Genomic DNA, 13,120 nt, shown 5'->3' with positions numbered 1-13,120 from the left:
AGAGACCTACGCTGCGCCGCGATTCTCCTCGCCCCTCGCGTGGTCCGCGCGCTTCTTCTTGACCGCTGTGACGGTGGTGGAGATCGCAGTGTAGGCAGCATAGGCGAACAGCAGTCCGGCGGCGGTTGGAATGATCCAGACGCGGTTGCCCTGCCCGTTGATCGCGTCGCTGACCCAGCCGAGGCCCGGCAGGGAGTACCAGAGCACAGCACGTACCTGGTAGTCGTGCACGGGCGCGTCGACGGTGGCGTTGGCATCGCCCTGGGTGGTGAAGATCGTCCGGCCATCGGTGACGTGGCTGATTCCGACGACGCGGTGGGTGATCAGGGTGGGGTCCTGCGGGCTCGGCTGGAACGAGATGATGTCGCCGATGCGCACCTGGTTCATCTGGTCCTGTGCGAGCGGGCGCACGATGAGCATCGTGCCGGGGGGCAGGCTCGGCTCCATCGAGGCGCTGAGCACCGTGAGGGGCACCGCGCCGGCGAATCGCGGAACGGCGATCGCGGCGACGCCGATGCCGAGGATGACCGCGAGCAGGCCCGCGCTGATGCCGAACCAGAGCCATGCCCACACTCCGCGCTCGCGGCGTGGGCCACGCTCAGGTGCCGTGGCGGTGAGCGGCGCGAGTGCTGCTGTCGTGCTCATGGCGTCCTTTTCGTAGACCGATTCAGGCGGCGGGGTTCGTGGCGTGCAGGGTGAAGGTGCCGTTGGAGGCGGTCGTGACCCAGATGATGGTGTGTGCGATCGGTTCGCCGGGCCCGTCAGTCAGCTCCGGCACGATTGTGACGACCACCTCGCGGGCGTCGTTCTCGGTGGCCCACAGCTCCGCCGAGATTCGTGTCGGTGTCAGAATGAACACCGGGTTCGTGGTGTCGGTCTGGTCGCCCGTCGGCTGACCGTTGAGGTACAGCGTGTGGCTTGTGTCGTCCGGAATCTCAACCGGGTTCTGCCAGGAGAGCTCCAGGGTTCCGTCTCCCCGATCGCTTACGCGCAGTTCGACCTCCTCGATGGTGTTGGGGGCGACTTCGGCATCAGGTTCTGGCGTGGGCGCAAGCGACTCTGGCCCATGCCCAGACGCAGATGAGATCGCCGGGTCAGTTGGGAAGAACCAGAAGCCCGAGTTCGTCTGCTGGAGCCAAAAAGTTCCCCGCGCGATGACGAGCTCACTTGCGGTGCCCCGATCAGCGACAACTTCGATCACGATCGGAACCGCTGGGCTGTTCACCGCGGGAGGGCCGCCAGGGATGCTCCAAGGGCTGAGGCTGGCGTGGTAACCGTCCGAAATTCCTTGACCAGGTGGGTCCAGGGCCACATCGTTGATCACGAGCGTCATCCTGGTATGCGCATTGGGTACCTCCCAAGACCAGTGAACGTAGATGCTGTATGTCTCAACACCGGCCGGAGGAAGTGGCGTGTTACCCGCCGGATCCGTCATGAACCTCATGTTGAAGTCATCCGTGGGGACGTCAGGACCCGGCGATTCCGTGACCGTCTGAGTGAAAGCGTTGGAGTCCGATGCCGTCCATGACGTGCCGGCTTGCGCGGAGACCGTCACGTTCGTCGTCATTTCGAGCGCAGAGAGGCCCGCGAAGTCGTTGGCGGCAAGCGTGGTTCTCACCGTATAGACGACGTGCTCTCCGGGCGCGAGGGTGACGTCGCTGAGCCAGGTGTCCCATTCGGAGCTGCCGGTGGCGTCGACCGGGGTGAATGTCGTCGAGACCGCGTTGTACAGAGCCCCCGCGCCGGAATGCGAGCGTTCTACGGCGAAGCTGTGCAGGCGGGTATTCCCGTCATTGGTGACGGTCACCGTCGCTTGAGCTTCGAGATACCCTTCGCGATATTCGTGATCGAGGTCTTCGAAGCCCTGCACGCTGAGGCTCGGCGAGCCGGCGGTGATGGTGGCCCCACTTCCGATGTTGACGGTGTCGTTCCAGAGCGCGTAGGTACCGCCGTTCCCGCCGAGGCCCGCCGTGATCACAGCCATAGCCCCGACCGCGACCGCCGCCAGGACGCCGAACCTGCGGCGGTGCGCGGAGGCAGTTGTCGTGGTGGACATCAGCGGTTCCTTGAGTCGTGTCGAAGCGTCAAAAGGGATGTTGACGCGGGCGCCTGAAGTCGTGCGGCGCCCGCGCCGACTGGCCCGAGATAATCAGCCGTTGCCGTTGCCGTTGCCGTTGCCGTTGCCGTTGCCGTTGCCGTTGGCGCCCGGAATGACCTGCGTCACGGTGATCGGAATGCCGTCCCCAAGAGTGACCTTGCCGTTCATGGCCTCGTTGTCGTCACCTGCGGCACCGCTCGGGAACGACACCACGACGGCGACGTCGACGTGCGACGGGTCGCCTGGGCTGATCGCGACGGGATCACTGGAATTGGTGACTCCGTTCACTGTGACTTCGGCCGTACCCAGGGCGGTGGCGAGAGCGGCGCCGGCGCCCTCGGCGTCGGGGGTCGCGGCTGTGATGGCGCCTTCCAGGGCAGTGGGATCGACGCTAAATACAGCGGAGACAATGCCGCCCTCTGCGGTGGCCGCGACCGTGGTCGAGTACCGCAACTGATCGCCTGGCACGATCACGCCCGTCTCTGGCTCGAAGTCAACCCAACCGTTGTTCGTGTCGGCTCCTAGTCGCTGCCAGCTGCCATCGCCCAAGTGTTTGATGCTGAGGCTGCCCGCCTGGATCTGCTGCTGGGCGCCGATTGTGGTGTCGGCGTTCCAGAGCGCGAAGGTTCCGGCTCCGCCGAGGAGAAGTGCCACGCCGGCCGCGCCGGCAAGGGTTCCTTTGAACAGTTTGTTCATCAGGTGTTCCTGCCTTTCTTGTCAGTGCAGGCACTCGCGTCGTGGGCGGCGCCGGCGTGTCGTTGTTCGCGCCCGGTTCGGGGCGATCAGCGGCCTTCCTCGGGTGGTGCCCTCGGATTCAACCTTGCTTATATACTACAGGGATACAAGCCAGATTGATGAAGAATCCATCAACTCCCACGTTGTGGTCAGCAACGGCGCAGACGCGCTCGCCGACGGCCTCCGGTGTCGCCACCCGAGGTGGCGGCCGGCGGCTGCAGAAATGGAAAGAGCCCCGCTGACCTTCAGGTCAGCGGGGCTCTTGGCGGTCGCTTCGAAATGCGCCTTTCTGGCGCTCGGCGACGATCGCGCGAGGGCGGCTCGGCTACTCGTTCACGAGCACGATGTCGTCGAGCGCCAGTCGCGTGCGCGGCTGGCGCTCTCGCTCCGCGAGTGCCTGGTCGAGGTCGTCCGGCGAGCCGACGGTGCCGACTGCGGCGACGACGAAGGGCTTCACGTCTGCCGGAAGGTCGAACGCCGCGGCGAGCTCATCGCCGACGAAGCCGGTCATCTGGTGCACGTGCAGGCCGTCGTGGTGGGCCTGCACTGAGAGGTGCGCCATCGCCTGGCCCAGGTCGTAGACGGGTGTGGGGCGCAGGTTCCCCTGCTGGTCGCGCAGCTCGGTGTAGAGGCCGACGAGCAGCACCGACGCGGTCGGCGCCCATACCTGGTTGAAGCCCATCAGGCTCGCGGCGACCTTCTCGAATGCCGGCGTGCCGCGCCGGGCGACGATGAAGCGCCACGGCTGCGAATTGCCCGCCGAAGGGCTCCAGCGCGCTGCTTCGAGGGCCGATGCCAGCTTCTCCTCGTCGATCACCTCGTCGGTATAGGAGCGGGGGCTCCAGCGTTCGGCGAGCACCTCGAGGATCGGGGCGGTGGTCTGCGCGGACTTCAGGTCAGTGATCAGCGTCATGGCGCTGACTCCTCTCGAACTCGATCGGGTTCGGCGCCAGTGCCGATGTTATCTACAACACCATGCGAACACATGAAGCCGGGCGGCTATTCCAGAAGACGCGGAAACTCGGCCGACGGATTCATTCAGGGGGGTGGAGACGAGCCCGCCGACCGAGGCCGGGTGGTCGGCAGCGACCGCCGAGCGAGCTGATCACAGCTGCTGCCGTGCATCGCGGGAACCCTCGCTCGATGCATCCATTCTATCTTAGATGCAACAAAGATGCAAAACGGATGCCGGTTACACGACCGCCTGCAGTCCCTCGACGATCGCGTCGGCGAAGGACTCGACGTCTTCCTCGGTGGTGTCCCATGCGGTCATCCAGCGCACCTCGCTGAAGCCATCGGTGCGGGTGGAATCCCAGTCGTAGAACGCATAGCGCCCGCGCACGATGTCGGCCGCGACCTTCGGCAGCAGGGCGAACACGGCGTTCGACTGGGTGGGCTGCGTGAACGAGAGGCCGGGGGCCGCGGCATCCGCCACTGCCTCTTCGAGCTGCTCGCGCAACTGTGCCGCCATCGCGTTCGCGTGCTGGGCCGCGCGCAGCCAGAGGCCGTCCTCGAGCAGCGCGACCAGCTGCGCGGCGATGAAACGCTGCTTGCTGGGCACCTGCATGTCGGCCTTGCGCAGGTACTCGATGCCGAGCGTCGTCTCGGGGTCGACGATGACGATGACCTCGCCGAATGCGCCGCCGTTCTTGCTCGCGCCGAAGCTCACGATGTCGACACCGGCGTCGCTCGTGAACTCGGCGAGCGGCAGGTTCAGCGCCGCTGCGGCGTTGGCGAGCCGGGCGCCGTCGACGTGCAGCGTCATGCCGCGGTTGTGCGCGTGGTCGGCGATCTCCTCGATCTCGTCGGCTGTGTAGATCGTGCCGAGCTCGGTCGCCTGTGTGATGCTCACGACGCTCGGCTGCGCGCGGTGCTGGTCGCCCCAGCCCCACGCCTGGCGATCGATGAGCTCAGGGGTGAGCTTGCCGTCCTCCGTGCTGACCGGCAGCAGCTTGAGGCCGCCGACACGCTCGGGGGCGCCGTTCTCGTCCGTGTTGATATGGGCGGATTCCGCGCAGATCACGCCCGACCAGCGCTCGGTGATGCTCTGCAGTGCGAGCACGTTGGCGCCCGTGCCGTTGAGCGCGATGTGCGCCTCGGCCGACGCGCCGAACTGCTCCTTGATCAGGGCGTCGAGGCGGGCGGTGTAGGCGTCGCCGCCGTAGCTCGCCTGATGGCCGCCGTTCGCGATGAGCATCGCGTCGAGCACCTCGGGGATCGCGCCCGCGTAGTTGTCGCTCGCGAAGCTCGTGATGGACGGATCGTGCAGACGCTCGAAGGCCATGGGTCCATCATGTCCTGCTCGTCGGCCCGCGGCGAGGCTCAGTGCTCAGACGAACGGCCCGAAGAAGTCGCGCAGCTCTTGCGCGTAGAGCTCGGGGACCTCGTACGGGGCGAAATGGCCGCCGCGTGGCGGCTCGACGTAGCGGACGAGGTTCGTCGCACGCTCGAGCCAGGCGCGCGGGGTGCGCACGATGTCGCCCGGGAAGCTCGAGAACCCCGAGGGCACCTCGACGCGGCGCGCGTACTGCTCGGGCGGGATCAGGGCGTTCGCGTGATACATCCGCATCGACGAGCCGATCGTGCCCGTGAACCAATAGATCGAGAGGTTCGTCAGGATGTCGTCCCTCGAGTACGCCGAGAGACCGCCGTCGCTCCACGCTCGCAGCTTCTCCACGATCCAGGCGGCAAGTCCGACCGGGGAATCCGTGAGCCCGAACGAGGCCGTGTTCGGCTTCGTTCGATGCATGGCGGCATACGCCCCCTCCGCGCCGAGCCACCGTGCGGCGCCCGTGAGCCACTGCTGCTCCTCAGGAGTGAGCTGCGATGCGTCGACCGAGGGGCTCGGTGGCCCCGCGCTCATGCGGTGCAGGGCGATCACGCGCTCGGGCTGGTCGACCGCGAGGAACTGGCCGACGCCCGAGCCGATGTCGCCGCCGGCGGCGAAGAAGCGCTCGTAGCCGAGCTTGGTCATGAGCTCGGCGTAGAGCGCCGCGACCTGACGTGAGTCGAGAGCCGTCGCGGGAATGTCGGAGTAGCCGTAGCCCGGCATGTCAGGAATGACCAGGTCGAAATCGGGCGCGAGCAACGGAATCACCTTGAGGTAGCGCCAGAACGAGTCCGGCCACCCGTGGAGCAGGAGCAGTGCCGGCGCCGGGCCCGCGCGATCGGCGCGGTCGGCGATCGAGTGGATCACATGGATGCCCGTGCCGCCGACCTCGACGAAGGACCGCGGCAGCTTGTTGAGCTCGGCCTCACGCGCTTCCCAGTCGAAGCCGTCTGCCCAATAGGCGACCAGCTCGCGCAGATACTCGGGGTCGGTGCCGAGCGACCACTCCGGGTCGGCGGCGATGGCGGGCCATCTCGTTGCGAGCAGCCGTGCGCGCAGCTCGGCGATGGCGGCGGGACTTGTGTGCGGCGCGAAGTCCATGGCGCTCACGCTACGCGCCCGGCGTGATCGCCTCGAGACGTGTCGCGATGTCGTCGGCGGTCGGCACCGAGGACATGCGCGCACTTCTCGGCGTGGCGCGCATCACAGACCATGCCGTTCGAGCCACGCAAGTGCGAACGCCTCGAACTCCGCAGGGTGCTGCACGCTCGGAAGGTGCGCGGCGCCGGGGAAAACGTGCCCCTCGGCACCCGGGATCAGCTCGGCGAGCGCGCGCTGGTGCTCGCGCTCGGTCGTGAGGTCCCACTCGCCGACGGTCACCATGACCGGCATCGTCAGCGACCCGAGCCGCTCGTATGCCGGCGGGTCGACCGGGGTCGGCTGCGCCTGGAAGCCCGCGTGCGCGAGGTTCGCGGCGTTCAGCGCGTACGCCCGCTCGACGAAGACCGGATCGAGCGGCGTCGACGCGTCGCCGGTGCGCAGGTTCCAGATCTCGACCATGCGTCGGTTGAGCGCCGGCCAGTCGGCCGCACCCCAGAGGGCCCACAGCTCGTCGAACTGCTCCTTCTCATCCGGAGCGAGCGAGAGCTCGGGGAAACCGCTGCACTGCGAGCCGATCGTCATCAGCCCGCGCACGCGCTCCGGCGACTCGACGGCGAAGTCGAACGCGAAGTTCCCGCCCTGCGAGTTCGCGATGATGGTCACCGCCGCGACGCCCAGATGATCGAGGAGGGCGCGGATGTCTGCCGCAGGGCTGAATGCGACATCGTCGGCCTCGGTCGCCCCGAAACCTCGTGCGTCATACCTGATCACGAAGTGCCCCGCGGCGAACGCGGGCACCTGCTCGTCCCACATGCGCAGCGTGGCCACGCCCTGGTGGACGAGCAGCAACGCGGGCGCGCCGGCCTCGCCCTCTGTCTCGAAGTACAGACGGGCACCGGGAACCTGGACGAACGGCATACGTCAACGCTATTCGGCACGGCCGACATCGGCTCAGGCATCCGTTTGCTGCAAAGGCGTCCGCGCACTGGTATACCAATAGGCTGACAAGCGTGCTGGGCGTGCTGACGGGCTTCGGGATCATCGCCTTCGTGATCGCCGTCGGCTACGTCGTGGGCCGCATCGGGGTCGGCGGCCCGCAAGCCGGCTACGTGCTCAACCGCATCGCGTTCTTCGTCACGAACCCGGCGCTGCTGTTCACGGTGCTCGCGAAAGAGGACATCCGCACAGTCGGCTCGGGGGTCGGTCTTGCCGCGAACCTCGCCGCCGTCGCCGCCGGCGTGCTGTTCCTGCTGCTCAGCCGCCTGTTCTTCCCGCGTCCGGCGGCGCGCACGACCATCGGGGTGCTGTCGGCGAGCTATTCGAACTTCAACAACATCGGGATTCCCGTGGCGGTCTACGTGCTGGGCAGCGCGGCGTATGTCGCGCCTGTGCTTCTCGTGCAGCTGATCATCTTCGCGCCGATCGCTCTCACCGTGCTCGACGTCACGAGCCGCGGGCGGGTGAGCCTGCGCGACATCGTCCTGAACCCGGTGCGGAATCCGATGATCATCGCGTCGCTCGCGGGCGTGGTGGTCGCCGCGCTCGGCTGGAGGATCCCGGGCCCGGTCGACAGCGCCTTCACCCTGCTCGGCGGGGCGGCGGTGCCCGTTGTGCTGATGGCGTTCGGAATGTCGCTGCACGGCTCGGCGCCGTTGCGTGCGCGCGGCGCACGCGCGGAGGTGATCGTCGCGAGCGCGTTCAAGGTCATCCTGATGCCGCTCGTCGGCTGGGCCATCGCGCGCTTCGGCTTCCACATCACCGGCCACCAGCTGTTCGTCACGGCTGTGCTGAGCGGGCTGCCCGCCGCGCAGAACGTGTACAACTTCGCCGCGCGCTACGAGCGAGGCGAGATCGTCGCGCGCGACGCCGTGCTGCTCACGACGATCTTCTCTGTGCCGGCGATCTTCGTGATCGCGCTGCTCTTGACCTAGCGCGACCGAAGGCGGCGGGCGGATGCCGGGCACAGACGTCCCCGGCACAATGGTGCGCATGGGGTTCACCGTGCGGCGCAGCACCCGCGAGGACTGGCAGGCGATGCGCCGACTGCGCCTGGAAGCTCTGCAGGACACCCCGATGGCGTTCGGCCAGACGTACGAGAACGCGCTGCTGATGAGCGAGGCGGAGTGGCGGGCGTATGCGGGGCGCGGTGAAGAGCGGAACCGCCTGTTCGTCGTGGCGGTGGACGAGGCATCCGACGAATTCATCGGCATGATGGGTGGCGCACTCGATCACGGCGGCGGTGCGCCGTTCCTGGTGGCCGTGTTCGTGTCTTCCACGCATCGCGGCGCCCGCCGTGGAGTGAGCGACGCGCTGCTCGAGGCGATCGAGGACTGGGCGCGCGGGTTCTCCGACCGGCTGCAGCTCGACGTGCACGAGGACAACACACGGGCGCGCCGTTACTACGAGGCCCGCGGATTCGTCGAGACCGGCCACACCATGCCGTACCCGCTCGACCGCACCCGGCTCGAGCTCAACATGGTGAAGCGGCTCTAGAACACCATCGGGCGGTCGTAGTCCTCGTCCTCCGCGTCGACCGACAGCTCGACGACGACGGGCACGTGATCTGACGGAGCGTCGCCCTTGCGTTCGTCGCGGTGGATCGCGGCATCCGTCACCAATTCTGCGAACGCCGACGACCCCATGATGAAGTCGATGCGCATGCCCTCGTTGCGCGGGAAGCGGAGCTGCTTGTAGTCCCAGAACGTGTAGCCCGACGGCACGCGCGGCCGCACCACGTCGGCGAGCCCGGCGGTCTCGAACGCGGCGAAGGCGGCCCGCTCCTCGGGCGAGATGTGGGTGGAGACGCCGGGGACGAACGACGGGTCGCCGACGTCCGAGTCGAGCGGGGCGACGTTCCAGTCGCCCATCAGCGCGAGCGGCAGCGTCGGGTCGTCGGCGAGCCAGGCGCGCGTGTCGTCGGCGAGCACACGCAGCCAGTCCAGCTTGTAGGCCAGGTGCGGGTCGCCGAGCGCGCGCCCGTTGGGCACATACAGCGACCAGAGGCGGATGCCGGCCGCGGTCACGCCCAGCGCGCGGGCCTCCTGAGGCTGGTCGGGGCCCTCGGCCCCCTTGAGGAAGCCGGGCTGGCTGGGGAATCCGACCTCGACGTCCTCGAGGGGAAGCCGCGAGGCGAACGCGACCCCGTTCCACTGGTTGAGGCCGTGGATCGCGAGCTCGTACCCCGCCTCTTCGAACGCCTCACGCGGGAACTGCTCGGGCTTGCACTTGATCTCCTGCATGGCGAGCACATCGATGTCCTCGCGCAGCAGCCAGTCGACGACGCGACCGTAGCGGGTCCGGATCGAGTTGACGTTCCAGGTCGCGACGCGCATAGCGCCAGCCTATGGGGGCCGCGGAGGCGCGCGGGCTGTCGCGTTCCCTTCGGTTCATTTCGATGAGGGAACAGATCTGGTGATGCGTCGCGCCGTACCGGATCTGTTCCCTCATCGAAGTGCTGTGAGAGAAGGTTGCCAGCAGATTGCTGGCCTCATGGTGACTTGGGGCTCCGAAACACGTGCCGTACACGTCGGCTGCCGAGAACCAGCCAGGCGGACCGTGCCTGCGTGGCAGACTGGCGCGCATGTCGGGGGGACCGCGGAGTCGTAAGAGGCGCGGCGTCGCTTATTGGCTGTCATTGGCGATCGGATGCCTGATCGTGATCGTGCTCGCGGGGTTGGCGTACGAGCGGATAGCGTCGGTGCGCGGCGGCCCACTGATCATCCCGACGCCGGTGTACTCGACCGGCCCCGGAGGGCTCTACAACCCTGGGGTCACGCTCGAGCCGAACCCACCGGTGACGCAGGTGCCGTAGCCCGCGCGGGTGAGAATGGAGCATGGCCACCCTGCTCCAGCTGTGTCGTGTCGAGAAGCTGCTGCCCGATGAGGGCTCGGTCGGCGTGACCGCGATCCACAAGCAGCCAGTCGGCGAGGCGCTCGCGGTGAAACCCTACGGCGTCTACGGCGACGTGCAGGCGGACCGCAAGAACCACGGTGGCCTCTTCCAGGCGGTCTACGCCTACGCGCAGGAGGACGCGGACTGGTGGGCGGCCGAGCTCGGCCGAGACATCCCGCCCGGGCTGTTCGGTGAGAACCTGCGTACGCAGGGCATCGAGGTCTCGAACGCCGAGATCGGCGAGCGCTGGCGCATCGGCGCGAAGCTCGTGCTTGAGGTCACTTCGCCACGAACCCCGTGCGCGACCTTCCAGCGCTACGTCGACCAGCCGCAGTGGGTGAAGCGCTTCACGCAGGCGAACCGCACGGGCGCGTACTTCCGCGTCGTCGAGAAGGGCGCGATCGTGGCGGGCGACGAGATCGAGATCGTCCACCAGCCGGGGCACGGCATCACCGTCAGCCGGTTCTTCGCGACGGGGCGGAAGGGAGAAGCGCTCGACTTCGCGCGCACCCTCGCCGACCACCAGCCCGTCGAGACGCTGCACCCCGAGATCGCGGCGCTGGTCTCGGCGTGAGCGGCCTCACCATCGGGTACAGCGCCGCGCTCGAGCAGTTCGATCCGGCAGAGGCGGTCGCGCTCGCCGCGTATGCGGAGCAGCACGGATTCTCCGGCACGGCGGCCACCGATCACTTCCAGCCCTGGGTGCCGCAGCAGGGCAACTCGTCCTACGTGTGGAACGTGCTGACTGCGGTCGCCGAGCGCACCACCGGCGACTTCGGCCCGGGCGTCACCACCCCGACGTTCCGCCACCACCCGGCGCTCGTCGCTCAGGCGAGCGCGACCCTCGGTCTTATGTACCCCGGCAGGCACTGGCTCGGCATCGGCGCCGGCGAGGCGCTGAGCGAGCACGTGGTCGGCCAGTACTGGCCGGAGGCGCCGGAGCGCATCAACCGGATGTTCGAGGCGGTCGAGGTCATTCAGAAGCTGTTCGCGTCAGGCATCCGGCACAGAGATGTGAAACATGACGGGCGCTATTTCAAGCTCGAGTCGACCCGTCTGTGGTCGATGCCCGCGACCGCGCCCGAGATCCTGATCGCGACAGGAGGGCCGGTCACCGCGAAGCGCGCGGGCCGCACCGCCGACGGGCTCATCACAACGGGCGCGCCCGTCGACAAGCTCGGCCCGCTGCTCGAGCGCTTCGCCGAGGGCCGCCGTGAGTCCGGCCGTCGTGCCGACACCGCGTCGAAGGTGCTGCAGCTGCACCTGTCGTGGGCCGCCACCGAGGAAGAGGCGGCGCGCAACGCGCTCGCCGAGTGGCCGAACGGGGGCATGCACTTCCCGAAATCCGACGTGCGCAGCCCGTGGGAGTTCGAGCAGCTCGCCAAGATGGTGCGGCCCGGGGACTTCGAGGGGCGCCTGCTCATCTCGGCCGATCCCGATGTGCACCGGGCGGCGATCCAGCGCTACGCGGACCTCGGCTTCGACCGCATCTACCTGCACAACGTCGGCCGCAACCAGCGCGAGTGGATCGACGTGTTCGGCCGCGACGTCCTTCCGAAGGTGGTGCGATGACTGAGCGCGTGAGCGCGTGGGCCCTTGACGGCATCCCCGAGATCGAGCCCGGCGCGGATCTCGCGCAGCTCATCGGCGACGCGATCGTGAGCGATGGGGGCGGATGCCTGGACGGCGACATCCTCATCGTGACGAGCAAGATCGTCTCGAAGGCGGAGGGGCGCATCGTCGAGGCATCCGACCGGGAGGACGCGATCACCGCGGAGACCGTGCGCGTCGTCGCGACACGCGCGTTCGAGGGCGGCGTGACCCGCATCGTCGAGAACCGCCTCGGAATCGTGGGGGCCGCCGCCGGCGTCGACGCGTCGAACACGGCCGACGGCACCGTGCTGCTGCTGCCGGTCGACCCCGACGCCTCGGCGCGCGGGCTCACCGCGGCGTTGCGGGCGCGGTTCGGGGTGCGGCTCGGCGTGATCGTGTCGGACACCCTCGGCCGCGCCTGGCGCATCGGCCAGACCGACGTCGCGATCGGTGCGGCGGGTGTTCAGGTGGTCGACGATCTGCGTGGGTCGACGGATGCGCAAGGGCGGCCCCTGAACGTCACGGTGCCGGTCGTCGCCGACGAGCTCGCCGGGCTCGGCGACCTCGTGAAGGGCAAAGCGTCCGGCCGGCCGGTCGCGGTCGTGCGCGGCATGGGGCGACTCGTCACCGACGAGGTCGACACCCCCGGCGCGCGCACGCTGCCCCGCACGGGCCCGACCGACATGTTCCGCCTCGGCACCGACGAGGCGTACCGGCTGGGGTTGGCAGGCGAGAAGCTCGAATGACCTGGCGCGTCGTCATCCCCTTCAAGGGCGCGCCGAGCTCGAAGTCGCGCCTCGCCGCGCGCTTCGACGACCTCTCACGTCACGCCCTGGCGCTCGCGTTCCTGCAGGACGTCGTGGCTGCGGTCCGAGAGACCCCGGGCGTCGACGGCGTGACGCTCGTCTCGAGCGAGCCCGGCCTCGCGGCGCTGTTCCCCGAGACGCCGGGGCTCGCGCCGGTCGAGCTCACCCCCGACCCGCGGCACGGGCTGAACGGTGCGATCGCGCACGGCATCCGGGTGACGCGCGCCGCCGACCCTGCCGCCCACGTGGCCGTGCTGCTCGGCGACCTGCCCGAGCTCACGGCGACTGAGCTGGGCGATGCGCTGGGCGCTGCGGTCCGGCATCCGCTCGCCTATGTGGCGGATGCCGCGGGCACCGGCACCTCGCTCATCACCCTTGCCCCCGGAGCCGTCGCGGAACCGCGATTCGGGGCGGGGTCGGCTGCGGCGCACGCGGCCGCGGGCTTCGCGCTGCTCGACGTGCCGGCCGCATCGGGCCTGCGCCGCGACGTCGACGCGCCGGACGACGTCGATGTGATCGTGGCCCCCGGACAGTTCACGCGGGCGGTGCTCGCCGCGCTGCGCTGA

15 protein-coding genes are annotated in these 13,120 nt (G+C 68.6%); 7 read left to right on the top strand and 8 right to left on the bottom strand.

From position 1 onward, the window contains the following. Nucleotides 1-6 precede the first annotated feature (6 nt). From D7I44_RS07000 to D7I44_RS06970, 7 genes are all read right to left on the bottom strand, one after another. Nucleotides 7-645 (bottom strand): signal peptidase I, encoded by a 639-nt coding sequence (locus tag D7I44_RS07000; RefSeq protein WP_120788835.1) that lies wholly within the window; start codon nt 643-645, stop codon nt 7-9. Nucleotides 646-667: 22 nt separating this feature from the next. Next, nucleotides 668-2,056: a hypothetical protein gene (locus tag D7I44_RS06995; protein ID WP_120788834.1), complete on the bottom strand. Its 1,389-nt coding sequence runs from the start codon at nt 2,054-2,056 to the stop codon at nt 668-670. A 93-nt stretch (nt 2,057-2,149) separates the two neighbouring features. Then, entirely contained in the window at nt 2,150-2,794 is a 645-nt protein-coding gene (locus tag D7I44_RS06990; RefSeq protein ID WP_120788833.1) for an alternate-type signal peptide domain-containing protein, read from the bottom strand. Between the two features lie 364 nt (nt 2,795-3,158). Then, nucleotides 3,159-3,746 carry a nitroreductase family protein gene (locus D7I44_RS06985; RefSeq protein ID WP_120788832.1) on the bottom strand — a complete coding sequence of 196 codons (588 nt, stop codon included), beginning with the start codon at nt 3,744-3,746 and terminating at the stop codon, nt 3,159-3,161. Nucleotides 3,747-4,025: 279 nt separating this feature from the next. Next, nucleotides 4,026-5,117 (bottom strand): threonine aldolase family protein, encoded by a 1,092-nt coding sequence (locus D7I44_RS06980; RefSeq protein ID WP_120788831.1) that lies wholly within the window; start codon nt 5,115-5,117, stop codon nt 4,026-4,028. A gap of 45 nt (nt 5,118-5,162) precedes the next feature. Beyond that, nucleotides 5,163-6,263 (bottom strand): epoxide hydrolase family protein, encoded by a 1,101-nt coding sequence (locus D7I44_RS06975; RefSeq protein ID WP_120788830.1) that lies wholly within the window; start codon nt 6,261-6,263, stop codon nt 5,163-5,165. Between the two features lie 102 nt (nt 6,264-6,365). Next, nucleotides 6,366-7,181 carry an alpha/beta fold hydrolase gene (locus tag D7I44_RS06970; protein WP_120788829.1) on the bottom strand — a complete coding sequence of 272 codons (816 nt, stop codon included), beginning with the start codon at nt 7,179-7,181 and terminating at the stop codon, nt 6,366-6,368. A 92-nt stretch (nt 7,182-7,273) separates the two neighbouring features. On the opposite strand from D7I44_RS06970, the gene D7I44_RS06965 reads away from it, so the two are divergent. Both D7I44_RS06965 and D7I44_RS06960 read left to right on the top strand, forming a co-directional pair. Next, nucleotides 7,274-8,194, top strand: coding sequence for an AEC family transporter (locus D7I44_RS06965; RefSeq protein WP_120788828.1), 921 nt, complete (start codon nt 7,274-7,276; stop codon nt 8,192-8,194). 22 nt (nt 8,195-8,216) lie between these two features. Next, on the top strand, nt 8,217-8,756 hold the full coding sequence (locus D7I44_RS06960) for a GNAT family N-acetyltransferase (RefSeq protein WP_120788827.1): 540 nt from the start codon (nt 8,217-8,219) through the stop codon (nt 8,754-8,756). Here D7I44_RS06960 and D7I44_RS06955 read toward each other — a convergent pair. Next, nucleotides 8,753-9,595: an exodeoxyribonuclease III gene (locus D7I44_RS06955; RefSeq protein WP_120788826.1), complete on the bottom strand. Its 843-nt coding sequence runs from the start codon at nt 9,593-9,595 to the stop codon at nt 8,753-8,755. The genes D7I44_RS06960 and D7I44_RS06955 overlap by 4 nt on opposite strands. 248 nt (nt 9,596-9,843) lie before the next feature. Between D7I44_RS06955 and D7I44_RS18090 the strand changes: the two genes are divergently transcribed. Genes D7I44_RS18090 through cofC form a run of 5 tightly spaced genes read left to right on the top strand, consistent with a single transcriptional unit; the run spans nt 9,844 to nt 13,120 of the window. After that, nucleotides 9,844-10,074: a hypothetical protein gene (locus D7I44_RS18090; protein WP_162940103.1), complete on the top strand. Its 231-nt coding sequence runs from the start codon at nt 9,844-9,846 to the stop codon at nt 10,072-10,074. Nucleotides 10,075-10,096: 22 nt separating this feature from the next. Continuing rightward, nucleotides 10,097-10,729: an MOSC domain-containing protein gene (locus D7I44_RS06950; protein ID WP_120788825.1), complete on the top strand. Its 633-nt coding sequence runs from the start codon at nt 10,097-10,099 to the stop codon at nt 10,727-10,729. Continuing rightward, the gene (locus tag D7I44_RS06945; RefSeq protein WP_120788824.1) at nt 10,726-11,727 is read left to right on the top strand and encodes a TIGR03557 family F420-dependent LLM class oxidoreductase; all 1,002 of its coding nucleotides are present in this window, start codon (nt 10,726-10,728) and stop codon (nt 11,725-11,727) included. The genes D7I44_RS06950 and D7I44_RS06945 overlap by 4 nt, the downstream gene beginning before the upstream one ends. Next, nucleotides 11,724-12,494 (top strand): coenzyme F420-0:L-glutamate ligase, encoded by a 771-nt coding sequence (cofE, locus tag D7I44_RS06940; protein ID WP_120788823.1) that lies wholly within the window; start codon nt 11,724-11,726, stop codon nt 12,492-12,494. Before D7I44_RS06945 ends, cofE begins: the two co-directional genes overlap by 4 nt. Beyond that, nucleotides 12,491-13,120: a 2-phospho-L-lactate guanylyltransferase gene (gene cofC / locus D7I44_RS06935; RefSeq protein ID WP_120788822.1), complete on the top strand. Its 630-nt coding sequence runs from the start codon at nt 12,491-12,493 to the stop codon at nt 13,118-13,120. Before cofE ends, cofC begins: the two co-directional genes overlap by 4 nt.

This window comes from Gryllotalpicola protaetiae (assembly GCF_003627055.1).
Lineage (GTDB): Bacteria > Actinomycetota > Actinomycetes > Actinomycetales > Microbacteriaceae > Gryllotalpicola > Gryllotalpicola protaetiae.
Note: the sequence above shows the minus strand (reverse complement) of the source record. Positions and strands in the feature narration are given on the sequence as shown.